The organism is Synechococcus sp. W55.1, assembly GCF_047461655.1.
Taxonomy (GTDB): domain Bacteria; phylum Cyanobacteriota; class Cyanobacteriia; order Thermostichales; family Thermostichaceae; genus Thermostichus.
Genome location: NZ_JANSHN010000002.1, coordinates 33,408 through 56,691, shown reverse-complemented (window position 1 = coordinate 56,691; position 23,284 = coordinate 33,408). Strand labels below are relative to the sequence as shown.

Sequence of the window (23,284 nt, the reverse complement as noted above, 5' to 3'; positions counted from 1 at the left end):
AGGATCCCTGCTGTCTGGATTTGTTTTTCTTGCGGCTTCTGTCATCGCCTCTGGAGTTTAGAAGATCTTTATCTTCATCTTCCTTTCACTTGTTCAGAAACCATTTGGAGCAGTCAATAGAGCAGCAAAACGCTCAAGGTTGAGTTTCAGGATGGGGCAGGGATCCCTTGCAGTTCGGCCAGCATGGTGCGGGCAGTCTGGGTGGGATCTGCAGCTTCCATCAAAGCACGCACCACGGCTACACGGGTGGCCCCAGCTCGACGCACTTCCGGTAGGTTGTGGGGATCGATGCCGCCGATGGCAAACCAGGGCAGGTAGGCTTTCTCGGCAGCCAGGCGCACGTACTCCAGGCCGGCAGGGGGTTTCTCCGCTTTGGTGGGGGTGGGGTAAACGGGGCCGACGCCGATGTAGTCCACGTCGCTGTTCAGGGCTTGGGCCAACTCCTCGGCATTGGTGGTGGACAGGCCAATGAGCCGCTGGGATCCCAGCAGTTGTCGGGCTTCAGCCACCGGCAGATCCGTCTGGCCCAGGTGTACCCCATCTGCCTGGCTGAGCAGAGCCAAATCCACGCGGTCGTTGACGATCATCAGCGCCTGGTAGCGGTTGCACAGTTGCCGCAACTGCTTGAGATCCCGAAGCATCTCGCCGTCGGGAAGGTTTTTGCGGCGATATTGCACCAGGGTCACCCCGCCCCGCAGGGATTTTTCTACCACCTCTAGCCAGTGGGGCACAGGGCTGGTCACCAAATAAAGATGGGCTGCCAGGAGACGCTGCCGCAGGGATCCGCCCAGCAGTTCACTTTCCAAGACGTAGAGCCGATAGCGCATGTCTTTGGCCAGCTTGGCCAGGCCAGGGGCCACCCAGTGGTGGGATTCGGCCAACTTGCCGTATTCTTCTAACACCCGCAGGGCTTCTTGCACACGGCTGCAATTGGCTTGCAAGAGATGGCGGAGATCCCGCCGTTGCTCCTCTTGCGGGTGGGAGATCTGGGTGCCCGGATCGGCGGAAGTATCGCGGGCCAAACGCAGGGGATCGCTGTGCCAGCGGGCCAGGGCTTGGCGCATGGCCTTGCATTCGGCAGAGAGCTCTCCCTCTTCCAGGCCGAAACGAAACCATTCTTCCAATACCCGTAGTCCTTCACGAGCTCGATCGAGGTTGGCATCCAGAATACGGGCGACGGCCTGGGGTTTCATGTTCCCTATACGTGGGAAGAGAGTTGCTTAATTTTTACCAAAAAAATGCGCCTAAAGCCCCGTCCTACCCTTAGCCGGAAGCAAGTCAGTAGGGTGGAGAGTAGTCAATTCACTGTAAATCGGAATGGTTTCCCTGAGGCTGTCCTTGGCCCTGAGGAGAAAGAGGGTGATGCCATAAGGCGTTAAGAAAGGCTTGCTGCGGCGTGTGTCCCCAGGCGAAGGCCCGTGGGCCGGCCCCTTCCGGCAAGTAGGCCCAAGCATAGCGCTCGCAGGCGGGAAAGTAGCGGATCTCCCACCAAGTTCCCCCTACAGGCACATCTTTCACTGCCCGCAAGAAAGGGCCGCGATGGCGGGCGAGGCGCTCTTCTATAAAGTAGGGGCCTTCCAGCTGAAGGGCTTCTACCGCTGCAATAAGCTCGGCTCGTTGTCGCTCATTTCGGATCATCTCCCGGGTTCCCCTCTTGGATTGGCTCTATTCTATGAGGAGATTTCTGGTGAGCTGGGGGATCCCTCTTGATTCAGCCCAGATTGCGCCTACGGCAAGCTGTGGAAACCCAATGGAATCCAACGAATCCACCGCAGGTGCTGTGTCTGAGCAATGGACACGGGGAAGATGAGGTGGGCAGTCGCCTTGCTGTTGCCCTAGTCCAACTGGGGATCCCGGTGCAAGCCTTGCCGATTGTGGGAGAAGGGACAGCCTACCAACGCCAAGGGATCCCCCTGCTGCCCATTGCCCAGGTGATGCCGTCGGGGGGGTTTATTTATCAGGATTGGCGGCAGTTGTGGCGGGATTTGCGGGCCGGTTTGCTGGGGCTGACGGGGCGGCAATTGGCGTTGGTTCGGCGGGCAGCAGCCCAGAGGAACCTGGTGCTGGCCGTGGGGGATATTGTGCCCTTGCTGATGGCATGGTGGAGCGGGATCCCCTACGCCTTTGTGGGCACGGCCAAGTCGGACTATTACTGGCGAGATGAACGGGGGCCCTACCGACGCCCCTGGATCCCTTTTGGGCAGCCGATTTCCGATTACCTGCCCTGGGAGCGCTGGCTGATGGCCCACCGACGCTGCCTGGGTTCTTTTTTGCGGGATGAGCTGACGGCTACAGCTTTGCAAAAACGGGGCCTAAGGGCCTTTTACCTGGGCAACCCGATGATGGATGGCCTAGAGCCACGCGGGACATTGCCTTTGGATCCCCACCGGCCGGCCTTGCTGCTCTTGCCCGGATCCCGTCCGCCGGAAGCCTATCGCAACTGGGCCCTGATGATGCAGGTGGTGGAGCGGCTCCCAACGGAGCTGCAAGTCTATGCTGCCCTCAGCCCCAACCTGGAACGAGACCCGCTTCAGGCTCGGATCCCATCTCAGCGCAGCGATGTACTTCTGGTTTGGGGGGACTTCGGCGCCTGTGCCCAACGAGCAACGGTGGTGCTGGCCATGGCGGGAACGGCCACCGAGCAATGTGTGGGCTTGGGAAAACCGGTGGTGACCCTGCCGGGAGAGGGACCGCAGTTTACCCCGCGCTTTGCTGAAGCGCAGACCCGTCTTTTGGGATCCGCCGTCCACCTGACCTCAGTGGAGCAGGCTCCCGCCGTGGTTGGCCGGATTCTGGAACGCCTGGCCGCCGATCCCAACTACGCGGCTGAGTTGCGGGCCCATGGACGCCGCCGCATGGGATCCCCAGGGGCCGCCCGGCGCATTGCCGCTCAACTTCGAGATTGGCTCAAGCCATCCGGCCCGGTTTTGGAACCGTTCGAGCCAGACACATTGTGAGCCAGACACATTGTGAAATATATTGTGAAATGGGGAGCAGGTCGTTAAAAGGCCCGACTTATTGCTGTTAAGTTTAGTTTTCCGTTTTTAAGTATTTGATGGCCTTGAACCTTCTTTTGGGGTTGGAGAGCAGTTGGTGGATCCCTTGCTATGGGTGGGCGGGAACAGCTTTGGCCATTCCCTGGGCAACGGGGTGGGTCAAGCGCAGTGGCCCGCGTCCGGCAGCTTACCTCAACATCCTTCTGACTTTTGCCGCCTTTGCTCATGGCCTTTGGCTGTTGCGGCAGGTTTGGGGTCGGGATCCCCAGATCTTGAACTACCTCTGGTTTCGGGTGGCCGATTTGGATTTGACTCTGTCTTTGGAGATCTCGCCTCTGACAATGGGGGCCGTCGTCTGGATCAGCGGTTTGAGCCTGCTGGCCCAGATCTATGCGCTGGGGTATTTGGATAAGGACTGGGGCCTGGGTCGCTTTGCCGCTCTAATGGGCTTTTTCGAGGGGGGAATGACAGGGATCGCCCTCAGCGACTCGCTGTTTTTCAGCTATGCCCTGCTGGAGATGCTCACCCTTTCCACCTATTTGCTGGTGGGCTTTTGGTACGCCCAGCCTCTGGTGGTGACGGCGGCGCGGGATGCGTTTTTAACCAAGCGGGTAGGGGATCTGCTGCTGCTGATGGGGGTGGTGGCAATTTCCAACTTTTCTGGGGCCTTGACCTTTTCCGGCCTGCGGGACTGGGCGGCTACGGCCAGCTTGGATCCCACCTGGGCAGCTTGGATGGGCTTGGCCTTGATGGCGGGGCCCTTGGGCAAATGCGCTCAATTTCCGCTGCACCTGTGGCTGGATGAGGCGATGGAAGCGCCCAACCCGGCTTCGATTTTGCGCAATTCGGCAGTGGTGGCCTGCGGGGCTTTTGTGCTGATTAAGCTGCAGCCGCTCTTGGCCCTGTCGCCGATTACGAATGGGGTCTTGGTGGTCATCGGCACGATCACAGCCCTGGGCGGATCCCTGGTGGCCTTGGCGCAAATTGACCTCAAGCGCACCTTTTCCTATTCCACCAGCGCCTACTTGGGGTTGGTGTTTATGGCAGTGGGAATGCAGCAGCCGGAGCTGGCCCTGGAGTTGCTGCTGATGCACGGCCTGGCTAAGGCGCTGCTGTTTATGGGGGTGGGATCCCTCATCTACACCACCGCTACCCAAAACCTGACGGAATTGGGAGGGTTGCGCAGCCGCATGCCGGCCACGGTGGCCGCTTTTGCCGTGGGATCCCTGGGGATGGTGGCCCTGCTGCCGCTGGGGTGCTTTTGGACGCTGGCCCGCCTGGCGCTGGTGTACGGCGTTTTGCAACCGGCCCTGGTGGGGGTGCTGCTGCTGGTGAATGGGCTGACGGCTCTCAACCTGGCGCGGGTGTTTGGCCTGGTCTTTTTGGGATCCCCTCAACCCAAAACCCGCCGGGCCCCTGAGGTGGGCTGGCTGATGGCTCTGCCCATGGGCATCCTGACGGTGCAAACCTTGCTCATGCCCTGGCTGTTGGGGCGCTGGGGGCTCTATCCCGACTGGAACCCGCAGCTGAGGTGGATGGCGGCTCTGCTGACGGCTGCTGGGCTGGTGGGGGCAGCCATTGGCGGCTGGCTGTACTGGGGGGACCAACGGAGGGTATATCTGCCCTGGCCGGAGTTGCAGGATCTGCTGGCCCACGACTTTTACACGGGGCACCTCTACCAAGCCCTGGTGGTGCAACCGGTCAGCGCCCTCTCCCGCGGATTGGAGTGGCTGGATCGCAACGGAGTGGACGGCTTGGTGAACGGGGTGAGCCTGGCCTTTTTCTTCAGCGGCGAAGCCCTCAAGTACACCCTGTCGGGGCGGATGCAACTCTATGTGCTGGTGATTGTCATCGGGATGGTGTTGGTTACAGCTTGGCTACTGCGTTCGCCCCATTTGGGGTTGGCCTATTGATGGGAGAGAGCCATGTTGAGCCTTTTGATTGGGATCCCGTTGTTGGGGAGCATCTTGATTGGGTTGATTCCCGAGCAGGCGGGGAAGGGCTTGCACCGGGCTTTGGCCTTGGGGTTTGGGTGGGTTTTGTTTGGCCTGAGCGCGGGGCTGTTGCTGATCTTTGACCCGCATCTGGGATCCCTGCAATTGGCGGAAAGGATGGCCTGGATCCCCCAGTTGGGCTTGGTTTATGAGGTGGGAGTGGATGGGATCTCTCTGCCTTTGGTGGTGATGACCGGGCTACTGGTGTTGATGGCTATTTGGGCCAGCGGCCAGGTGGAGCGGCCCCGCCTCTACTACAGCTTGGTGCTCATGCTGGCGGCAGCGGTGGCCGGAGCTTTTTTGGCTCAGAATTTGCTGCTGTTTTTCCTGTTCTACGAAGTCGAGCTGATCCCCCTGTATTTGCTCATCGCCATCTGGGGAGGGCCGCGCCGCACCTATGCCGCCACCAAGTTTTTGGTTTACACCGCTCTGTCGGGGATCCTCCTCTTGATTGGCTTTTTCGGCCTCAGTTGGCTGAGCGATGCCCACAGCTTTACCTACACCGTCCTGCAGGCCCACCCTTTACCTCGGCTGTCGCAGATCCTTTTGCTCATTCCCATTCTGCTGGGTCTGGCCATCAAGATCCCCTTGGTGCCCTTCCACACCTGGTTGCCGGATGCCCATGTGGAGGCTTCCACCCCCATTTCCGTGTTGCTGGCGGGTTTGCTTTTGAAGTTGGGCACCTACGGCCTGGTGCGCTTTGGCCTGCAGCTCTTGCCGGATGCCTGGGATCAAGCCGGGCCTTGGCTGGCCGGTTGGGCGGTGGTTAACGTGCTCTATGGATCCCTGAACGCCTTGGTGCAGCAGGATATGAAAAAGCTGGTGGCCTACAGCTCCATTGCCCACATGGGCTACATCCTCTTGGCTGTAGCAGCAGCCACTCCCCTCTCCCTGGTGGGATCCATCTTTCAGATGGTCAGCCATGGCCTCATCTCCTCGCTGCTGTTTCTTCTGGTGGGAGCCGTCTATGCCAACACCGGCACACGGGATCTCAAGCTGCTGCGGGGATTGCTCAACCCGGAGCGGGGCTTACCGCTTATTGGTAGCTTGATGGTGCTAGGGGTGATGGCCAGTGGCGGCACACCGGGCATGGTGGGCTTTATAGCTGAGTTCACCCTCTTTCGGGGCAGCTTTGCCGTCTTTCCCCTGCAAACGCTCCTGTGCATGGTGGGGACGGGATTGACGGCGGCCTATTTTCTGCTGATGGTGAACCGTGTCTTTTTTGGGCGCCTCTCGCAAGTGGCCATAGCCATGCAACGCCACGCCACTGAAGAGCGCCTGCCTGCTGTTGTTTTGGCAACGCTGGTGGTGTTACTGGGCCTGCAGCCTAGCTGGGCAACCCGCTGGGTGGAGTCCACCACCTTGGCCTTGGCCAAGGCTAACCTAGCTGGTGTTGCAGGACTGGTCACTGCCTTTCAGTTTGGGTTGTCTTCCTTTTGATGATTTGATGAGATCGACGGAGTTTCTTTTGCTCCCATGACTGCCACTCTTGCTCCTGCTCCTTCCTGCTTCTTTCTGGCCGGCTTATCTCCTCTGGAGCAACTGCAACTGGCTCCTATTGTCCAGCGCCTAGAGGCAGGGGGAGCCCTTGTGCCGGATGCCCCTGCCAATCGCCTAGAGGTCATTGGCATCCTGCATAGCTACGGCGAGGTGCTGGATGCCTATTCGCGCAATTTGATCTTTATTGCCGACCACCAATTTTTGGAGCTTTTTCCGGCGTTCAAGTATTTCAACGGCGAGATTACCCTGGGCAAATGGCTGCGCTACCTGTGGCATGACCGCATCAACTACGAGTTTGCCGAATACTGCATGAAGGCCATGCTCTGGCATGGGGGAGGGGGGCTAGACCGCTACCTGGATACCCCTGAATTTGTCGAGCGGGCCAAGAGAGCCATCCGGGCCAAAATCCGCTTCAATCCCTTCTTGCAGGGCTTGGGGATCTTGTTTCCCGACTTTGCTCTGGAACAGGTGCGCATGCTGGCTATGTACAGCGGCTTGGGCCAGTTTTGGCGGGTGATGAGCGATATTTTCCTGTCTCTGTCCAAGCGCTCCGAGACAGAACCCCACCTCACCATCCCCGAGGTAGTGGCCCACATTCAGCAAGGGCTGGTGGCCGCCGCCGACAAACCCATCGCCTATGCTCCCTGCATCTGGGGCCGGCGCTATGAGATCATTCCTCTCTCAGCAGGCCTGACCTTCCTGCCGGATACGGCCATCCCTTATGTGGAGGCGGTGTTTTTCCGCTCTTTTCCCTTTATGGGCACGGTTTCCTACAACGCCCAGGCCCACCAGATCCCGGCTGAGCAGGCTGACTTTGCCTACGGCGCCCTCTACGCCGATCCGCTGCCGGTAGGCAGCGCTGGGATCCCGCCTACCCTGTTGATGCAGGATATGATGCGCCACCTGCCCCCCTACTTGCGAGAGCACTACCGCCGCCAGCCTCGCGGGGATGATGACCTGCGGGTGAAAATCTGCCTTAGCTTCCAAAAGGCCATGTTCTGTGTTACCACTGCCGCCCTGCGGGCTCTTGCCCCCTTCCCTCTGGAAACTCAGGATCCCCAGCAGCAGTTGGCCAACCGCAAGTTTCTGGCTCCTTGGCTGCAGCGCCTGCTGGGATCCCGTCTGTTAAAGGTGCAGGAAGAAAGGGTTGAGGCCTAGCTGAGCTGGGAACTGCTACTTTTGGTTACTGGAAGGGGGATCCCCTTTTCGGATACAATATCTGCGCCCAGTTGAGCAATGGGGTGGCGTAGCCAAGTGGTAAGGCAGAGGTCTGCAAAACCTCTATGCGCCAGTTCGAATCTGGCCGCCACCTTTTAAACCTTACTTGCATCCCAAGCAGGGCAAGCATGAAAGACAAGCTGATATTGATGATCCCCGGCCCCACTCCCGTTCCCGAGAGTGCGCTGCTGGCGATGGCACGAGGGCCCATCGAGCACCGCAGCAAAGAGTTCACCGCCATTTTGGAAGAGGTCACCGATGGGTTGCGCTGGCTGCACCAAACCACCTCCGATGTGTTTGTCTTTTCCGCCAGTGGCACTGGTGCCATGGAAGCCGGGATCCTCAACACCCTCAGCCCTGGGGATCGGGTTTTGGTGGGGGTGAACGGCAAGTTTGGGGAGCGCTGGGCGGAAATGTCCGAGCAGTTTGGCCTTCAGTGTGAGCGGGTGGAAACCCCCTGGGGGATCCCTTACCCCGTCGAGATCTTCCAAGAAAAGCTGGCTGCCGACCGGGAAAAAACCATCAAAGCCGTCATCCTCACCCACTCGGAGACTTCCAGCGGCGTAGCCAACGATGTCCAAGCCATTGCTGCTGCTGCCCGCGAGCACGGGGAAGCCCTCGTCCTGGTGGATGGGGTCACCAGCGTGGGGGCAATGCCGGTGTTAATGGACGAATGGGGCTTGGATGTGGTGGCCTCGGGATCCCAGAAGGGCTATATGATCCCACCAGGGCTGGGATTTGTGGCCGTCAGCCCGCGGGCCATGGCCGCTACGGAGCGCTCTAGGTTTCCCAAGTACTACTGGAGCTTTAAGCTGGCGCAAAAGGCCCTGCGCCAAGGCACCACTCCCTTTACACCGGCGGTGAACCTGTTTTACGCCCTGCAGGTTACCCTGCGCATGATGCGCGCAGAAGGGTTGGAAGCCATCTACCGGCGTCATGCCAAGCTGGCCCAGGCCACCCGTGCTGGCGTCAAGGCTCTGGGGCTAAAGCTCTTGGTTGATCCAGAGTCAGCGGCCAGTCCTTCGGTAACAGCTGTACTCGCTCCCGAAGGGATCAACGCTGACACCATCCGCAGCACCTTGAAGAAACACTTCGACATCGCCCTTGCCGCTGGACAAGACCACCTCAAGGGCAAAATCTTCCGCATTGGCCATTTGGGCTTTGTGAGTGACCGCGATGTGCTGATGACCTTGGCTGCTCTGGAGTCAGCTTTACACACCGTGGGCTACAGCGACTTCACCCCAGGGGCGGGAACTCGCGCCGCCGAGGAAGTATTGGCCCACGGCTTCTGAGCCCCCAGCTCAGTAGTCTTTGACCCATAGCACTGACCCCTACCCCTGGCTACAATGAGGGGACATGCTTAATAAAACTTCAGAACCCAAGGGTGGCTATGGCTGTCAGCTTGGAACGGGATCCCTGCGTGGTGCCTTCTGCTGGGGAGTTGCGGCAGGTGCTACAGGGGGTTGGCCCTCGTTCTTGTCCCTTGCAGTACAACTTTCACCTACACACTCGTTGTTCGGATGGGCAGATGGATCCCTTGGATCTGGCGGAGCAGGCGCGCCGGCACGGCCTCAAGGGCCTAGCCATCACCGATCACCACACCCTGAAGGGCTACGAGCGAGCCCGTGCCCACCTGGATCGTCCCGACGACCCCATCCTGTGGCCGGGGATCGAGATCACAGCCAACCTGTTGGGCTGTGAAGTGCATATTCTGGGCTACGGCTTCGATCCCACCGATGGTGTCCTGGATCCCTTTGCCCAAGGGGAGCAGGTTCCCGGCTGGCCTGCCGCCGACGCGATCCAGGCCATTCAAGCGGCAGGAGGCTTGGCGGTGTTGGCCCATCCCTTTCGCTATTGCCTGCCTGCAGAGGAAATTGTCCCAGCAGCAGCGGAGTTGGGAATAGATGGCCTTGAGGTCTACTACGCCTACAAAAACCCGGAGATTTGGATCCCTAGCCCAGAAGTGACGGAGAAAGCGGAAGAGTTGGCCGAGGCCTACGGACTTTTGAAAACCTGCGGCACCGACTCTCACGGCCCCAGTATCCTGAGGCGGATTTGAGCCAGGCTACCCAGAACAAGCTGCTACGGGCGTGGATAGAGCAGCTGACCAAGCCGGCGCAACTGCTCTGCAGTGCCCATACACAGCAGCAGATCCCCCGGCTGCAACAGGGTTTCTCCGCTGGGGCCACCAATCAACTGGCCATCCGCCCGTCGAATCGCCACCACCAAAGCTCCGGATCGGTTGCGCAAATCGGCTTTCCGTAGGGTTTGCCCGACATAAGGACATTCTTGGGCTGCCAGCTCGTACTCCTCTAGGTAAAAAGTGCGATCCCGACCGACAAGGATGCCATCCACAAAGTCCACAACCCGGGGGCGTAAGGCAGCCGCCGCCATGCGTTTTCCGCCCGTGATGTAGGGAGAAATGGCATGGGCAACGCCCGCCCGCTGCAGTTTTTGCAAAGCCTCCTCCGTATTGGCGCGGGCAATGGTGCGAATGCGGGGGTTCAAGGTGCGGGCCGACAAGACCACGTAGAGGTTCTCGGCATCGGAAGACAGGGCGGCAATCAGCCCCTCCGCCTGTTGCACCCGCGCTTCGAGCAAAGTGGCATCTAGAGTACTATCCCCCTGGAGAGCCACATATCCCAGCTCTTGAGCCACCTGAATCGCCTCAGCAGACTGATCGATCACCAAAAATGGCACCCCTTCTGCTCGAAACTCTTGGGCCACCTGCCGGCCAATGCGCCCGAAACCGCAAATGATGTAGTGGTTGTTCAGCGCTTCCATCTGTTTCTTCCATTTCCGTTGCCGGATCCCTTCCTGAAAATGTCCCTGGATGAGGGCCTCTGTAAAGCGATTCACCATGAAGCCGATGCTCAAGACCCCCATCAGGATCAAGGCCACCGTAAATAAACGCCCCCGCTCCCCCAGCGGCTCCACCTCCATAAAGCCAACAGTGGTCAGGGTGATGATGGTCATGTAAAAAGCTTCCACCCACGGCCACTGCTCCACCCCGTGGTACCAGAGGGTGCCGATCAGCACCACACACACCAATGCCCCCACACCCAAGCCGAGGTCTCGCCGGATCCCGGGATCCTTTTTGGCAGCCTGGAAGAGGGGACGAGCAGAAGCCATAGAGCCCAGCCAGATCTAGCCCAGGAAAAGGAAGCAAGAACTAGAATGGGGAAGAACCCGTTGTTGTTCGGTAACAAGCGGAGTGCCGATGCCTGAATACATCAAGGTGGAATATCGGATCGACAAAAACGGACAGGTTACCGAGACCGTACTGAATGGTTCTGGCTCCAGTTGTACCCTAGCTACCGCCGGCTTGGAATCGGCGCTCGGAGCCGTGCAGAAACGGGAGCTCTTGCCGGAGTTTCACCAACTGACTGAAATCGAGAGGGAGTCAGAAGTCTCTTTGAAGCAAACCCGCTGACTCCATATCCATTTGCCTAGGGTTCTCACCATCTTCTCACTTTTTCTTTTTGCTCCCCTTTCCGGCCGTATTGCCGGCCCGTGCCGCTCCAACCGCAGCCTGAAACAGCCAAACAGCCAATGGAGCAGCGACAACCAAGATGATACTGGTGGTGCCGACGCCAAAATCCGGCTCGCCAGAAGCCAACTCGAAAATTGAGCCAACAGCAGCAATGGCGCTGAGGCAGGAAACGGCCAAGAGCAGGTAACCTTTAACGCTGGTGGTCATAGAGAACCCGTTTGTGGACTAAACTTGTGCGGCTCGAAGACAAGCCGGTTAGATGCGTATTCATTCGCTAAAAAGCCCTCCCACTCCTGAGAGGGCTAACTTTTATGCTAAAGGCAGGGATCCCTATCCAGCAAGGCAAAACCAAAAGTGGGATCCCTAGCAGATAGGGTGCGGATTTAGCCGTTCACGATGATCTTGCCGACCATTCCGGCCCCACGGTGGGGCGTGCAGTAGTAGGTGTACTCACCTGGAGGAACATCAACAAAAGCTGACTCCACCACCTGCTTGGGAGCTGTAAGCAGCGCCTTGTGGGAGAGTTTGGCCGCCAAAGCCGCATCTCCACCGGGCACCTTGTCAAAGACGACGTTGTGGGGATAGACCTTGTTGTTCACCCACTGAACGGTATCCCCTTGGTTGATGGTGAGAGAAGGCGGATCGTAGACCAACTGGGCCTTGTCAGATCCCATTTTGACAATGTAGGTCTCGGCAGCAGCAGGGTTGGACAAGAACGCCACAGCCAACCCCCCAACCACAAGGCTGAGCAGGATGAGCTGCAAACGCTTCACCAGGTTAAAAACTAGAGACATGGATTCCTCTCAAAACGCAACAGCAGTTATCCCAGACTTTGCGGCTCCGTTGTTCCCTTCCAGGTAGTGAAGAGAACCCAGCCAGGCAGAGGGACAGCAGGGACAGTTGGATTCCCAATGTTCATTATAAGGGGGCTCATCCCAAAATAGAGCATGCCCACCTATGGAGCGGTAGCATCCGTTCTTTAACAGAAGGCCACAGCAGACCGAACCCGTCAAACAACAGAACTCTCTCGCGGGTCTATGGCAACACTTCTGCTGGGCAACCCGATGCGGCTGGATCCCCGGCCAGTTGGGGCAGGATGTTTTGGCGGTTGGTGAGCGTGCGCAGGTGACCGAGAGCCAGTTTTCCGGGTCGTCCTCATCTCTACCCAAAAGTGCTTCGCAAAGTTTCGCAAAGTAGAGATTCTTTTTCCGTGGGATCCCTTAAAGTCCAAGAGTGTCTTGCCTAACAAATCCGTAGGGTTGTCGATGCACAAGAAGGGCAAATCATCCTAATCTCAAAGAGCAGGTTCTTGGATGCTGCTGGTCGGTATTCCTTTGAGATTCCTCAATAACATCACCTGAAAGTCAGTTGGTTGTTCAGCCCTCACCAAAATAGGGAGTCTGTTAAGATGAGCGTACAGCGTTCACCCGTAGTTGGTCCAAGCAAGAGTCGGCTTGCAACAAGTTTAGAATCGACGGATCAGCGGCTTAACATTCAAATCTTGGCCCGGTGTATTGGCACTGCCTTGAACCTGGGCGCTCCTCTCAGGGTTGAAGTGCACTACACCTCACAAGCTCGGTAGCAAGGTTTTCTTGGCAGGCCGCTCTAGGGGCACAGCTGCTACTATGGTTTGTGCTTGCCTGGGGCTAGAGTGATTTTTGGGCTTCTTATTTCGTTGTATGTCCGTATAGTCACTGCTGGCTGGAACAGCACACCTGAGGTCTCTCTAGAAGAGAGGAGCTGGGCATAAGCCGACGATTTTAGTCTGGCTGGATTGAGACAACTCTATTCACTACATCATCACGATAGTCATTTCAAGTTAGATTAAGACACTTTACTAATTGCTACGCAGTGCCGTCCAAACGCTCTGCGCCGCTTCCGCAACCACCCCCAACCCCTCTCCCATAGGGAGAGAGGAGCTAGGAAGCAACACAACGGAAAAGTCTCCTTCCTGCTTAAAGTGTGCTTAAAGTGATTGCTTAAAGTGATTGTATTTAGCAATGCGCAATGCAGCTTCTGTGGGGCAGGGATCCCGTTCGTCCAAAGCCTTAGGGCTGAAAAACCTGCAGGTCATATTAAACTGCGTGCGGAGTCTACAGAGCTAGTTCTGAACAATCCCCTGGATGATGGCTTCCGTAAGGCGGTCTAATCCTCCCAGGTCAGCTCTCTCGTTTTGGGAAAAGGGGTGAGGACAGTCGCCCAGCAGGCCGGAGAGCAGGGGAACTCAAACTGGTCAGAGCAGCCACAAGCACTTGGCCCAGAAAACCTTCTGCCAAGGGGGCACGGCGCTCTCAGTTGGCTTAACATTATTTCATGACTGGGCTTGGCCTTCACCTTGTCGAGGGCAGCTGGCCCGCCCAGGGTTCGGCTCAACTTCCTTCCCATTGCAGGCAAAACGACCATGGTAGGCATCTTCAGGCGCTTGTTCGGCTCGCGCGGCAAAGCTGCGGCCACGTCCTCACCGGAAACTGTTGCTAAGCCAACCCCAAAGAAAGCGAAAAACGACAATACTTTTTTTCTCGACCCAGATGAAGCCAAAACCCTTGGCAACATCGAGTATATGCGCACCCCCAGGATCGTGAAGCACACCTTCCAGGATTTCGGCAGCAAGGAGAAGGTGGAGGTGGTGGAGCAGGTCTCTTCCCTCAGCAAAGTTAAGTTGTCCACAGAGCAAGCCAAAACTCCTGAAACTGCTGCTGAGCAGGGATCCTCCGCTTCAAGCAGCAGCGGAGCAAGCCCACGCCGTCAGGGGGGATCGGACATGGATACCTTCCGCAATATGGCCCGCAGCCTAAAACGCAAATAAGCCAAACTCAGGTTGATCCCTGTCAGAGCCAACCAGAGGCTGGATCCCAGCTTTCCTCTTCGCAGCAGCGACAGGCGTGATACAACTGCTATCGAACCGGCTAATCTGCGACTGAACTGAGGAGGAGCAATGGCGATTAAGCGAGGCACCTTGGTGCGGGCTATCCGCGAGAAACTGGAGGGTAGCTTAGAAGCGCAGGCAAGCGATCCTTTTATTCCCAACTACGTTTTCGAGACCCCCGGAGAAGTCGTGGATATCAAAGGTGACTACCTGCAGATTAAGTTTGGGGCTGTTCCCACCCCTACGGTTTGGCTGCGGGCGGATCAGGTTCAGGAGATGGCGGGTTGAGTAGAAGCACGGAATGTTCCCCATCTGCATACCCCGTGATGGGGTGAAGGGGGATCCATGGCACTCCTGGCTGCTCCCAACCGTGAACAAATCCTGCAGCGTAGGCAGCTTTTGCGTCGGCAACGGCGCAGCCGATTTTGGCAGGGATCCTGGCGCCTGACCGGTTCGATGACCCTCTTGGCGCTGCTGGTGCTGGGCCTACGGCAGCCCCACTGGCAAATTCGTCAGCCAGAACAGATTCAGGTAAAGGGTGCCCACTGGGTCGATCCCGCCTGGATACGGGCACAATTGCCCCTGCAGTATCCCCTCAACATTTGGCAGGTGCAACCGGCTGTTTTGGAAAGGGCTTTGCTGGGATCCCCGACCCGCCCCTCTCCCATCGAAAGCGTCCAGGTGCAGCGGCGGCTGCTGCCGGTGGGGGTAATCGTCCAGGTGCGGGAACGGCAACCTGTGGCGCGCGCGCGATGGGGCGACCAGATGGGCTGGGTGGATGTCCAGGGCAACTGGCTGTCTCCCGATCCCTACCGTTCCCCCAAGTCTTGGCCTGAGCTGGAGCTGCTGGGCTGGGAGAACCACACCCCAGAGCAATGGGCGCTGTTGCTCAGGGCTTTACAGCAGTCTGAAATTCAGATCAGGGCAGTGGATTGGCAATCTGGAGCGGGAATTACCCTGCATACTGAGCTGGGCAACGTCTACCTGGGGCCGATTTCCGACCGCTTGCCCTTGCAAATTCAGACCCTCAACCAAATGCGGGATCTGCGCCGCTACTGCGAGTGTACGCCCGACGACATCGTCCACATTGACCTCACCAGCCCCAGTGTGCCCACCTTGCAACTTACCCCCACGGCCACCCAGGAGCGCTGGAAAGACCTGCGAATGCCCTAGCTTTGCCATGAACCCGGTGCCGGCGGTGGAGGTGAACCAATTGTGGACAGCTTATCCCGGTCATCCGCCGGTGCTGCAAGGGCTGGATCTACGGGTCGAGGTTGGGCAACATCTGGGGGTGATCGGCCCCAATGGCGCGGGTAAAACTACCCTGTTCCTCACCCTCTGCGGCCTGTTGCCCCCCTGCTCTGGCCAGGTGAGTTTGTTTGGCCAGCCGCTGCGGCCCGGCCAGTTTCGCCCTGAGGTGGGGTTGGTGTTTCAAGATCCCAACGACCAACTGTTTGCCCCATCGGTGGCCGAAGATGTGGCCTTCGGACTGCGCAATTTGGCCCGTCCTGAGGGGGAGATTGCGGCTGCCGTTCAGGCCGCCCTGCAGATGACCGGCACCCTCCATTTGGCCGATCGTCCCCCCCATCACCTCTCCGGTGGGGAAAAGCGCATGGTCGCCATTGCCGGGATCCTGGCGATGCAGCCCCAGTTGGTGCTCTACGATGAGCCGACAGCCAACCTCGATTTGCGAGCCCGGCGCCGGTTGATAGTTTTTTTGCAACAGGCCGCCCACACTTTTCTGCTGGCTTCCCACGATCTGGAGCTGATCCTGGAGGTGTGCGATCAGGTCATCCTGTTGGATCAAGGGCGGATCTGGGCCCAGGGATCCCCAGCCCACCTGATGGGCCAAGCCGACCTCATGGAAGCCCACGGCCTGGAAGTGCCCCCCTCACTGCGCCGATGATCCAGGAGTCGATGAGCGGTGAAAGTTGAAAAGATGTCAAGAATTATTTTTGAATTGATAACAATTTTGCCTCTCTTAATAAAAAGCTATCGTGCTAATTAAAAATATTGATTTTCGTCCAGGATTAAATAGGGATATCATTTTGTTAAGTCGGGGATCCCTTCTCTGAGCTGTCCTAGTCAATTTTGTATGATCGATTTTGTACAAGAAAGATGTGGACTTAGCTCAGAGCTGGCAGCTTTGCCCGCCTGAGTGACAGTTGCGCTTAACCCTGATGGCTCCTACAACCTGTTCTGACTTCAGTCGGAGGTCTGTGGCTCAGAGCCTTCTCCCCTCAGAGGGGGGTCTCTGGTGGCTGGGGTAGGTGTCGCCGGGAAAAGCTGTCAATCGAGATTTGGGCAGAGGATCTCTCTGATGAAATCGAAAGGAGATTGCATGAGCGAACCCAATAAGCGAGATCAATTTGCCTTGTTGCTGGGTTCGACAACGTTCAGGAACTGAGTGTTCAGAAGTGGAGAGTTGATATGCCTATTGCAGTTGGAATGATCGAAACCCGCGGGTTCCCGGCAGTGGTAGAAGCTGCCGACGCCATGGTCAAGGCGGCCCGCGTTACCCTGGTGGGTTACGAGAAAATCGGCAGCGGTCGGGTCACCGTGATCGTGCGGGGGGATGTCTCGGAGGTGCAAGCCTCGGTGGCTGCCGGTTTGGAGTCTGCCAAGCGGGTGAGCGGGGGTGAGATTCTCTCCCACCACATCATTGCCCGTCCCCACGAGAACCTGGAGTTTGTGTTGCCCATCCGCTATACCGAGGCGGTAGAGCAGTTCCGCACCTAGTCCCCACTTCAGTAAAGTTCGCACCCCAGAAAGTTCGCACCCCACTTTCACTTTCAGCGTAAGGAGTACCTATGGCTATTGCAGTTGGAATGATCGAAACCCTGGGCTTCCCGGCAGTGGTAGAAGCTGCCGACGCCATGGTCAAGGCAGCCCGCGTTACCCTGGTGGGTTACGAGAAAATCAGCAGCGGTCGGGTCACCGTGATCGTGCGGGGGGATGTCTCGGAGGTGCAAGCCTCGGTGGCTGCCGGCATTGACTCGGTGAAGCGGGTGAACGGCGGCCAGTTGTTGTCTTGGCACATTATCGCCCGTCCCCACGAGAACCTGGAGTACGTGTTGCCCATTCGCTACACCGAGGATGTGGCTCAGTTCCGCGAAGGGGTCAATGCCATCCGTCCCTTCACCCGTCCCTGATGCGTATTGCCATTGTGCGGGGCACCGTCACCAGCACTCAAAAGGATCCCAGCTTGACGGGCGTGAAGTTTTTGTTGGTGCAGTACGTCGATCTCGAGGGCCAGCCGCAACCCGATTACGCTGTGGCTGCCGATCCGGTGGGGGCCGGCATTGACGAGTGGGTGCTGGTTAGCCAAGGCAGTGCCGCTCGCCAGCCGCAAGGAAACCAGACTCGCCCGCTGGATGCAGTGGTGATGGCGATTATCGATACGGTCAGCGTTGGCGGTCGCTCTCTCTACAACAAGCGCGATCAACGCTAGCTGGGATCCCTTCCCTTCTCATCTCTCTTGCTGCCCTTGTCCGCCCTACTGCGTTCTAGAGGCTCACGGTTATGCCTGCTCACACCTATGCTGCACCGCCAACGCCCTGGTCTCGCCGACTGGCGGAGCCCAAGATCGATCCCACAGCCTACGTGCATTCTTTCTCCAACCTCATTGGGGATGTGCGGGTGGAAGCGGAGGTGCTGATCGCCCCGGGAACTTCCATTCGCGCTGACGAGGGATCCCCCTTCCACATTGGCGCCAGATCCAACATTCAGGATGGGGTGGTCATCCACGGCCTGGAGCAGGGGCGGGTGATAGGAGAAGACGGCCAACCCTACTCCGTTTGGATTGGCAGAAACACTTCCATTGCCCACATGGCTCTGATCCACGGGCCGGCCTACGTGGGCAACGACTGCTTTATTGGCTTCCGCTCGACGGTGTTCAACGCGCGAGTGGGGGATGGCTGCATCATCATGTTGCATTGCCTAATCCAGGATGTGGAGATCCCCCCAGGCAAGTATGTGCCTTCTGGATCCATCATCACCACCCAGGCGGAGGCCGACCGGCTGCCCGACGTCCAGGATAGCGATGCCAAGTTTGCCCAACACGTGATCGGCATCAACCAAGCCCTGCGAGAGGGCTACCAGTGCAGCGAAAACCTTGTCTGTATTGCCCCCATCCGCAACGAACTGCAGCGCACCTCTCACTCAACGGCTACGGAGACGGCACCCATGACTCATTCTTCCCATCGCGGCAATGGCCGGAACGGCGGCGGATCCCCTCTCAAGCCGGAGGTGGTGGAGCAAATTCGCGCCCTGCTGGCCCAAGGCTATCGCGTGGGGCTGGAATATGCCGATGCTCGCCGCTTCAAAACCTCTTCCTGGCAAAGCGAAAGCCCAATCACCAGCACCCACGAGGCGGAGGTGGTGCAGTCATTGGGGGCCATCCTGGCAGAACACCAAGGGGAATATGTGCGCCTGCTGGGGATCGATCCCAAGGCCAAACGGCGGGTGCTGGAGCAGATCATCCAAACCCCCGATGGGCCGGCGCTGGTTTCTGGGATGCCCAGCCGCGTCTCGGCAGCCGCTGCCCCGAGTTCTGGCACATCCGGCCCTCAGTCTGGCTCAGGGCTAGAGGAAGAAATCCGAACGCTGTTGGCGCAGGGGTATCGCGTTGGCCTGGAGGTGGCTGATGCCCGCCGCTACCGCACCTCTTCTTGGCAGACCTTGAGCAATTTGAGCGGTCAGCCGCAGGAGATCCTGGCCGCTGTTCAGGCTGCCCTAGCAGAGCACCAGGGAGAATATGTGCGCCTGTTGGGGATCGATCCCAAAGGCAAACGGCGGGTGCTGGAGAAGGTCATTCAAACCCCGCAAGGCCAGGTGAGCAGCAGTCCTGCAGGAACCGGCGTGGTGGCAGATACGGCTCCTGCGGCAGGGGGCAGTGCCGGCCTGGATCTGGAGGTGCAGGAGGAGGTGCATCGGCTGCTGGCTCAGGGCTATCGCATCGGCTACGAATATGCCGACGAGCGCCGCTTCAAAACCTCTTCCTGGCAGAGTGGGCCGGCCATTCGCGCCACCCGCGGGCCAGAGGTGTTGGCTAAGCTGACGGCTGCCCTGGCGGAGCACCAGGGAGAATATGTGCGCCTGCTGGGGATCGATCCCAAAGGCAAACGGCGGGTCTATGAGCGCATCATCCAAACCCCTAGCGGAAAATCTGCTGCTGCTGCCGCGGCTCCTGCTTCTGCCCCCAAGGGATCCCCTTCTGGCACCCGCCTCAATGCCGAGGTGGTGGCTCAGGTGCAGCAGTTGCTCAGCCAAGGCTACCGCATCGGCACCGAACATGCGGACAAGCGCCGTTTTCGCACCTCTTCTTGGCAAAGCTGTAGCCCCATCGAGGCCACCCAAGTGCCCCAAGTGGTGGCAGCTCTGGAAGCCTGTCTGGAGGAACATCGCGGCGAATACGTCCGCCTGCTGGGTATTGACCCAAAAGCCAAACGGCGAGTGCTGGAGCAGATCATCCAAACCCCTTGAGGGATCCCAGCTTTTTTTGACCTCTGTTGGTTCAAGTCCAACCCCCCAGCGATGAGGAGTACCCTGTTGGCCTCTACTTTGCCCAACTCCATGACGCTCCGCACCTTGCTCGGCCAAAACGGCGAAACTCGCTATTTTGTCAGTGGTGAGGTGCAGGTGGAAGCTGGGGTGGGGATTGGGGCAGGGGTGCTGCTGCGGGCTAACCCCGGCTGTCGGATCTACATCGAGCGCGGCGCGTGTATCGGCATGGGATCCGTTCTGCACGCCTGTGGGGGATCCCTCATCGTGGAGGCGGGAGCAACCTTGGGAATGGGGGTGCTGGTGATCGGGCAGGGCACCATCGGCAAAAACGCCTGCATCGGCTCAGAAACCACAGTGCTGAATTGTTCGGTGCTCAGCCAAGCAGTCATTCCCCCCGGCTCGCTGCTCGGGGATCCCACCTATGGTTTCGATCTCCAGGAGGCGGGCGGCAGCAAGCCCATCCCGGCAGAGCCCTCGCCGGCGGCAGTGGAAATGGCTCCAGAGATGTCGCCTGAGCCGTCTCCCCCACCCAGTTCTCCGGTGGCCAATGTTGAAAAGCAAACCCGCCGTTGGCACCAAGAAAAATCCGACTCCCCAGAGACCAAAACCCATAAGCTCAATGGGATCCCTGGCCATTGGGAATTGGATCGCCTCTTGAGCAAGATTTATCCCTATCGACAGGTGCTCTCCTCTGGGGATAGCCGGCTCTAATGGCTAAACTGGCGTGAGTAGTTAGGATGCCGATGTCAACCTCCCTGGGCCTGATTCAGACGCGCAGCTTTCCGGTCATCGTGCGCATTGCCGACGCTATGACCAAGTCGGCAGGCGTGACGCTGATCGGCTTTGAGAAAACCTCGGGGGGCTACTGCACAGCCATTGTGCGGGGGGGAATTGCCGATGTGCGCATTGCCATTGAGGAGGGCATTGAGCTGGCCCGCCAGTTTGACCAAGAGGAGATCTCCAGTTTGGTGATCCCGCGCCCCCTGCCCAACTTGGAAGTGGTACTGCCGATCAGCAGCAAGCTGTCTCAACTGGCACAAAACCGCGGCTACAGCCGCCTCAGTAACTTGGCCGTGGGCCTGCTGGAAACTCGCGGCTTCCCGGCAATGGTGGGAGCTGCCGATGTCATGCTCAAAACCGCGGATGTCCAACTGGCGGCCTACGAGACCATTGGGGATGGCCTATGTACGGCCATTATCCGCGGTACAGTGGCCAACGTGGCCATTGCCATCGATGCCGGCATGTACGAAGCAGAGCGCATTGGGGAATTGCACGCGGTGGCAGTGATCCCCCGCCCTCTGGACGAACTGGAGCAAGCGCTGCCCGTGGCCAGTTGTTTTGTTGCTCAACCGGTTACCCTGCCGGTAACCCTTCCTCAAGTTCAGGAACAGGAGGTGCAGCGCAGCGATACAGCCGTAGAGCGGATCCCTGTTTATCTGGAGCCGCCTGAAACTCCCTAGCCCCCTGAGAAACCCATCTGTTGCCCAAGAAAGCCGAGCAGGGCAGAACGGAAAAATGCTAGGCTACTGAAAGACCTGGGTCCGTGCAGCTCCGACGCCCAAACCGTGTCAGGATCGGAAGATAGCAGCACCACGGGATGCTCAGAGCAGGCGCGTCAACCCGGGTCGCCCTTTGCTACCCCACTTTCCTCTCTGCTGGGTTCTCTCCTCCTTGCCCTAGCAGCGCATTACACTATGTCCGAAACAGACAATCCCCTCGCCAACTGGGCTCAGAAAGCCTTTTACTTCGGCATGGGTTTGGCGGCTGTGGCGGCGGATAATGCTGCCAAGGTGGCCAGCAAAGCGGGTATCCGTCTGATGGAGTTGCGCAAGCAGGCGCAAGCTTTGGTGGACGAGCTGGTGGAGCGGGGGGCGATGACCGCTGAAGAGGCGCGGGCTTACATGGATGCCATCGCCGCCAACGCCAACCGCAAGGGAGAAGACAGACAAACTGCCGGTCCCCGCAAGATCACCATCGACGACATTAGCAATGCCGAGGGCGAGGCAGGCACGGCCATCGAACTTTCAGAAGCGGCCCGTTTGCGCCAGAAGATCGCCGAATTGCAAGCTGAGTTGGATCGCCTCAAGGGCAAATCTTGAGCGGAAGGACAGCCCGGCAGGAAGGTAGGAATGCATTGCTTCCTAGCTCCTCTCCCCTTTTGCATAGCGGAAGCGGTACCGCAGAGCACTTGGGAAGTGTCTCAACCTAACTTGAAATGACCCTAAAGATTGAGGCTACCGTCAGGTGGATCGTCTCTGTGAAGTGTTAGGGATCCTCATCCTTGTAGAGCGAGGAGCAGGTCAAGCTGATTCATTTCCAAACTGCAGAAAAGATAAGGGCGTCTGCCAGGTGGGCAGGAGCGTCTCAATCGAGTCTCAATCAAACTGGGTTGAGTTTGAGCTCAGGCAGCAGGAATGAGGATCCCGTCTTCCGAGAGAAACCGGGAGCTGAGAAAGGGACGCAGCGCCTTGGGAATGCGAATCGAGCCATCCGGCTGTTGGTGATTTTCCAGCAGGGCAGCCAGAGAGCGCCCCACCGCCAAGCCAGAGCCGTTCAGGGTGTGAACTAACTGGGTGCCTTTCTGGCCGGTCTCTTTGTAGCGCAGGTTGGCACGGCGGGCCTGAAAGTCCCAGCAGTTGGAGCAACTGGAGATCTCGCGGTACTGATTTTGGGAGGGGAACCACACTTCCAGGTCAAAGCAGCGGGCTGCCGCAAAGCCCAAATCGCCGCTACACAGCTCCACCACCCGGTAGGGCAGCTCCAGCATCTGTAAAATGGCCTCGGCATCCTGCACCAGCTTCTCGTGTTCGGCTTCCGATTGATCTGGGCGAGTGACCTTAACCAGCTCCACTTTTTGAAATTGGTGCAATCGGATCAGCCCCTTGGTGTCGCGGCCATAGCTGCCCGCCTCACGGCGAAAACAAGGGGTGTAAGCACAGAAGTAAAGAGGGAGGGACTCCGCAGGGATCACCTCATCCCGGTACAGATTGGTAAGGGGAACTTCCGCCGTCGGGATCAGCCACAGGTCGTCGTCAGCACAGCGAAAGCTGTCTTCGGCAAACTTGGGCAACTGCCCCGTCCCCTGCAAAGCGGCGCTGTTGACCAAAAAGGGTGGGATCACCTCGGTGTAGCCGGCTGCAACGTGGCGCTCCAGCATCATGGCAATCAAAGCCCGTTCCAGGGCCGCGCCCGCCCCTACCATAGCCACAAAGCGGCTTTGGGACACTTTGACCGCACGGCCAATCTCCAGCAACCCCAGTTTTTCGGCAATCTCGTCATGGGGAAGGACAGGATGGGCCGGCTTTAGCTCCTCACCCCAGCGGCGCACCTCTACATTGTCGGCCTCATCTCGGCCAACCGGCACGCTGGGCAGGGGCAAATTGGGCAGGGTAAGCAGCCGAGCACGAATCTCCTCTTCCAGCTCCCGTTCCTGCTGCTCCAGTTGGGCAATCTCGGCCTTGAGATCCACCCCCCGCTGCCGCAGGGCCGCCACTTCGGGGCCTTGGGGATCCGCCCCCTGGCGGATGATCTCGCCGACTTTTTTGCCGAGGCTGTTGCTTTCGGCCTGCAGGGATCCCTTGCGGGCCTCCAACTGCCGCCGCTCCCGATCCAACTGCAGGATCCCATCCAGATCGACTGTGGCCCGGCGGTTTTGCAGGGCTTGGCGTACCTGTTCAGGGCGATCCCGCAGCAGCTTCAGATCCAGCACAGA

At 58.7% G+C, this 23,284-nt stretch carries 24 protein-coding genes, 1 tRNA gene and 1 other RNA gene; 20 read left to right on the top strand and 6 right to left on the bottom strand.

Annotated features, from left to right (window positions below; translation table 11 throughout):
* Positions 1 to 146: 146 nt before the first annotated feature.
* Positions 147 to 1,193, bottom strand: a complete 1,047-nt coding sequence (locus NW816_RS01490) for a thiamine phosphate synthase (RefSeq protein WP_414407996.1) — start codon at positions 1,191 to 1,193, stop codon at positions 147 to 149.
* Positions 1,194 to 1,302: 109 nt separating this feature from the next.
* The gene (locus tag NW816_RS01485; RefSeq protein ID WP_011433411.1) at positions 1,303 to 1,638 is read right to left on the bottom strand and encodes a hypothetical protein; all 336 of its coding nucleotides are present in this window, start codon (positions 1,636 to 1,638) and stop codon (positions 1,303 to 1,305) included.
* Positions 1,639 to 1,706: 68 nt separating this feature from the next.
* Between NW816_RS01485 and NW816_RS01480 the strand changes: the two genes are divergently transcribed.
* The 7 genes from NW816_RS01480 (at position 1,707) to NW816_RS01450 (ending at position 9,767) form a co-directional block, all read left to right on the top strand.
* Entirely contained in the window at positions 1,707 to 2,957 is a 1,251-nt protein-coding gene (locus NW816_RS01480; RefSeq protein WP_414407995.1) for a lipid-A-disaccharide synthase-related protein, read from the top strand.
* 98 nt (positions 2,958 to 3,055) lie between these two features.
* Positions 3,056 to 4,909: an NAD(P)H-quinone oxidoreductase subunit F gene (locus NW816_RS01475; protein WP_414407994.1), complete on the top strand. Its 1,854-nt coding sequence runs from the start codon at positions 3,056 to 3,058 to the stop codon at positions 4,907 to 4,909.
* 12 nt (positions 4,910 to 4,921) lie between these two features.
* Positions 4,922 to 6,430 carry an NADH-quinone oxidoreductase subunit M gene (locus NW816_RS01470; protein WP_414407993.1) on the top strand — a complete coding sequence of 503 codons (1,509 nt, stop codon included), beginning with the start codon at positions 4,922 to 4,924 and terminating at the stop codon, positions 6,428 to 6,430.
* A gap of 36 nt (positions 6,431 to 6,466) precedes the next feature.
* Positions 6,467 to 7,648, top strand: a complete 1,182-nt coding sequence (locus tag NW816_RS01465) for a CO2 hydration protein (protein WP_414407992.1) — start codon at positions 6,467 to 6,469, stop codon at positions 7,646 to 7,648.
* Positions 7,649 to 7,730: 82 nt separating this feature from the next.
* Positions 7,731 to 7,802: transfer RNA gene (locus NW816_RS01460), tRNA-Cys, on the top strand.
* Positions 7,803 to 7,836: 34 nt separating this feature from the next.
* Complete coding sequence (locus tag NW816_RS01455) at positions 7,837 to 9,000, top strand: pyridoxal-phosphate-dependent aminotransferase family protein (RefSeq protein WP_414380850.1); 1,164 nt, start codon at positions 7,837 to 7,839, stop codon at positions 8,998 to 9,000.
* A gap of 98 nt (positions 9,001 to 9,098) precedes the next feature.
* Complete coding sequence (locus NW816_RS01450) at positions 9,099 to 9,767, top strand: PHP domain-containing protein (protein ID WP_414407991.1); 669 nt, start codon at positions 9,099 to 9,101, stop codon at positions 9,765 to 9,767.
* 23 nt (positions 9,768 to 9,790) lie between these two features.
* On the opposite strand, the gene NW816_RS01445 is transcribed toward NW816_RS01450, so the two are convergent.
* Entirely contained in the window at positions 9,791 to 10,840 is a 1,050-nt protein-coding gene (locus NW816_RS01445) for a potassium channel family protein (RefSeq protein ID WP_414407990.1), read from the bottom strand.
* Between the two features lie 88 nt (positions 10,841 to 10,928).
* Here NW816_RS01445 and NW816_RS01440 point away from each other — a divergent pair, with 88 nt between their 5' ends.
* On the top strand, positions 10,929 to 11,141 hold the full coding sequence (locus tag NW816_RS01440; RefSeq protein WP_414344087.1) for a DUF2997 domain-containing protein: 213 nt from the start codon (positions 10,929 to 10,931) through the stop codon (positions 11,139 to 11,141).
* Positions 11,142 to 11,177: 36 nt separating this feature from the next.
* Here the strand turns inward: NW816_RS01440 and NW816_RS01435 are convergent, their stop codons facing one another.
* Together NW816_RS01435 and petE are read right to left on the bottom strand one after the other, a co-directional pair.
* The gene (locus tag NW816_RS01435; protein ID WP_414380853.1) at positions 11,178 to 11,408 is read right to left on the bottom strand and encodes a hypothetical protein; all 231 of its coding nucleotides are present in this window, start codon (positions 11,406 to 11,408) and stop codon (positions 11,178 to 11,180) included.
* Positions 11,409 to 11,584: 176 nt separating this feature from the next.
* Positions 11,585 to 11,995: a plastocyanin gene (gene petE / locus NW816_RS01430; RefSeq protein ID WP_011433401.1), complete on the bottom strand. Its 411-nt coding sequence runs from the start codon at positions 11,993 to 11,995 to the stop codon at positions 11,585 to 11,587.
* Between the two features lie 1,607 nt (positions 11,996 to 13,602).
* Here petE and NW816_RS01425 point away from each other — a divergent pair.
* The 12 genes from NW816_RS01425 to NW816_RS01370 all read left to right on the top strand — a co-directional run bounded on the left by NW816_RS01425 (position 13,603) and on the right by NW816_RS01370 (position 21,671).
* Entirely contained in the window at positions 13,603 to 14,007 is a 405-nt protein-coding gene (locus NW816_RS01425) for a hypothetical protein (RefSeq protein ID WP_414407989.1), read from the top strand.
* Between the two features lie 129 nt (positions 14,008 to 14,136).
* The gene (locus NW816_RS01420; protein WP_011433398.1) at positions 14,137 to 14,355 is read left to right on the top strand and encodes an NAD(P)H-quinone oxidoreductase subunit O; all 219 of its coding nucleotides are present in this window, start codon (positions 14,137 to 14,139) and stop codon (positions 14,353 to 14,355) included.
* Positions 14,356 to 14,412: 57 nt separating this feature from the next.
* Positions 14,413 to 15,240 carry a cell division protein FtsQ/DivIB gene (locus NW816_RS01415; RefSeq protein ID WP_414407988.1) on the top strand — a complete coding sequence of 276 codons (828 nt, stop codon included), beginning with the start codon at positions 14,413 to 14,415 and terminating at the stop codon, positions 15,238 to 15,240.
* Positions 15,241 to 15,247: 7 nt separating this feature from the next.
* Positions 15,248 to 15,973 carry an energy-coupling factor ABC transporter ATP-binding protein gene (locus NW816_RS01410; protein ID WP_414407987.1) on the top strand — a complete coding sequence of 242 codons (726 nt, stop codon included), beginning with the start codon at positions 15,248 to 15,250 and terminating at the stop codon, positions 15,971 to 15,973.
* 524 nt (positions 15,974 to 16,497) lie between these two features.
* A complete protein-coding gene (locus NW816_RS01405; RefSeq protein WP_011430450.1) occupies positions 16,498 to 16,806 on the top strand; it encodes a carbon dioxide-concentrating mechanism protein CcmK in 309 nt (102 codons plus the stop codon).
* A gap of 71 nt (positions 16,807 to 16,877) precedes the next feature.
* The gene (locus NW816_RS01400) at positions 16,878 to 17,219 is read left to right on the top strand and encodes a carbon dioxide-concentrating mechanism protein CcmK (RefSeq protein WP_011433395.1); all 342 of its coding nucleotides are present in this window, start codon (positions 16,878 to 16,880) and stop codon (positions 17,217 to 17,219) included.
* Positions 17,219 to 17,518, top strand: coding sequence for a EutN/CcmL family microcompartment protein (locus NW816_RS01395; protein ID WP_011433394.1), 300 nt, complete (start codon positions 17,219 to 17,221; stop codon positions 17,516 to 17,518). The genes NW816_RS01400 and NW816_RS01395 overlap by 1 nt, the downstream gene beginning before the upstream one ends.
* A gap of 71 nt (positions 17,519 to 17,589) precedes the next feature.
* Complete coding sequence (locus NW816_RS01390; protein WP_414407986.1) at positions 17,590 to 19,551, top strand: ribulose bisphosphate carboxylase small subunit; 1,962 nt, start codon at positions 17,590 to 17,592, stop codon at positions 19,549 to 19,551.
* Between the two features lie 66 nt (positions 19,552 to 19,617).
* Positions 19,618 to 20,283, top strand: coding sequence for a hypothetical protein (locus tag NW816_RS01385; protein WP_414407985.1), 666 nt, complete (start codon positions 19,618 to 19,620; stop codon positions 20,281 to 20,283).
* A gap of 26 nt (positions 20,284 to 20,309) precedes the next feature.
* The gene (locus tag NW816_RS01380) at positions 20,310 to 21,032 is read left to right on the top strand and encodes a carbon dioxide-concentrating mechanism protein CcmK (RefSeq protein ID WP_414329208.1); all 723 of its coding nucleotides are present in this window, start codon (positions 20,310 to 20,312) and stop codon (positions 21,030 to 21,032) included.
* 72 nt (positions 21,033 to 21,104) lie between these two features.
* Positions 21,105 to 21,202, top strand: an RNA gene (ffs, locus tag NW816_RS01375) — signal recognition particle sRNA small type.
* A 64-nt stretch (positions 21,203 to 21,266) separates the two neighbouring features.
* Positions 21,267 to 21,671 carry a hypothetical protein gene (locus NW816_RS01370; RefSeq protein WP_414329207.1) on the top strand — a complete coding sequence of 135 codons (405 nt, stop codon included), beginning with the start codon at positions 21,267 to 21,269 and terminating at the stop codon, positions 21,669 to 21,671.
* 302 nt (positions 21,672 to 21,973) lie between these two features.
* Here the strand turns inward: NW816_RS01370 and serS are convergent, their stop codons facing one another.
* Positions 21,974 to 23,281: a serine--tRNA ligase gene (gene serS / locus NW816_RS01365; RefSeq protein WP_414407984.1), complete on the bottom strand. Its 1,308-nt coding sequence runs from the start codon at positions 23,279 to 23,281 to the stop codon at positions 21,974 to 21,976.
* Positions 23,282 to 23,284: the final 3 nt, after the last annotated feature.

What these genes read in the sequence shown, in the direction of transcription:
- NW816_RS01490 (WP_414407996.1), bottom strand. Translation starts at nt 1,193, where the DNA reads ATGAAACCCCAGGCCGTCGCCCGTATTCTGGATGCCAACCTCGATCGA.
- NW816_RS01485 (WP_011433411.1), bottom strand. Translation starts at nt 1,638, where the DNA reads ATGATCCGAAATGAGCGACAACGAGCCGAGCTTATTGCAGCGGTAGAA.
- NW816_RS01475 (WP_414407994.1), top strand. Translation starts at nt 3,056, where the DNA reads ATGGCCTTGAACCTTCTTTTGGGGTTGGAGAGCAGTTGGTGGATCCCT.
- NW816_RS01470 (WP_414407993.1), top strand. Translation starts at nt 4,922, where the DNA reads ATGTTGAGCCTTTTGATTGGGATCCCGTTGTTGGGGAGCATCTTGATT.
- NW816_RS01465 (WP_414407992.1), top strand. Translation starts at nt 6,467, where the DNA reads ATGACTGCCACTCTTGCTCCTGCTCCTTCCTGCTTCTTTCTGGCCGGC.
- NW816_RS01455 (WP_414380850.1), top strand. Translation starts at nt 7,837, where the DNA reads ATGAAAGACAAGCTGATATTGATGATCCCCGGCCCCACTCCCGTTCCC.
- NW816_RS01450 (WP_414407991.1), top strand. Translation starts at nt 9,099, where the DNA reads ATGGCTGTCAGCTTGGAACGGGATCCCTGCGTGGTGCCTTCTGCTGGG.
- NW816_RS01445 (WP_414407990.1), bottom strand. Translation starts at nt 10,840, where the DNA reads ATGGCTTCTGCTCGTCCCCTCTTCCAGGCTGCCAAAAAGGATCCCGGG.
- NW816_RS01440 (WP_414344087.1), top strand. Translation starts at nt 10,929, where the DNA reads ATGCCTGAATACATCAAGGTGGAATATCGGATCGACAAAAACGGACAG.
- NW816_RS01435 (WP_414380853.1), bottom strand. Translation starts at nt 11,408, where the DNA reads ATGACCACCAGCGTTAAAGGTTACCTGCTCTTGGCCGTTTCCTGCCTC.
- petE (WP_011433401.1), bottom strand. Translation starts at nt 11,995, where the DNA reads ATGTCTCTAGTTTTTAACCTGGTGAAGCGTTTGCAGCTCATCCTGCTC.
- NW816_RS01425 (WP_414407989.1), top strand. Translation starts at nt 13,603, where the DNA reads ATGGTAGGCATCTTCAGGCGCTTGTTCGGCTCGCGCGGCAAAGCTGCG.
- NW816_RS01420 (WP_011433398.1), top strand. Translation starts at nt 14,137, where the DNA reads ATGGCGATTAAGCGAGGCACCTTGGTGCGGGCTATCCGCGAGAAACTG.
- NW816_RS01415 (WP_414407988.1), top strand. Translation starts at nt 14,413, where the DNA reads ATGGCACTCCTGGCTGCTCCCAACCGTGAACAAATCCTGCAGCGTAGG.
- NW816_RS01410 (WP_414407987.1), top strand. Translation starts at nt 15,248, where the DNA reads ATGAACCCGGTGCCGGCGGTGGAGGTGAACCAATTGTGGACAGCTTAT.
- NW816_RS01405 (WP_011430450.1), top strand. Translation starts at nt 16,498, where the DNA reads ATGCCTATTGCAGTTGGAATGATCGAAACCCGCGGGTTCCCGGCAGTG.
- NW816_RS01400 (WP_011433395.1), top strand. Translation starts at nt 16,878, where the DNA reads ATGGCTATTGCAGTTGGAATGATCGAAACCCTGGGCTTCCCGGCAGTG.
- NW816_RS01395 (WP_011433394.1), top strand. Translation starts at nt 17,219, where the DNA reads ATGCGTATTGCCATTGTGCGGGGCACCGTCACCAGCACTCAAAAGGAT.
- NW816_RS01390 (WP_414407986.1), top strand. Translation starts at nt 17,590, where the DNA reads ATGCCTGCTCACACCTATGCTGCACCGCCAACGCCCTGGTCTCGCCGA.
- NW816_RS01380 (WP_414329208.1), top strand. Translation starts at nt 20,310, where the DNA reads ATGCCGATGTCAACCTCCCTGGGCCTGATTCAGACGCGCAGCTTTCCG.
- NW816_RS01370 (WP_414329207.1), top strand. Translation starts at nt 21,267, where the DNA reads ATGTCCGAAACAGACAATCCCCTCGCCAACTGGGCTCAGAAAGCCTTT.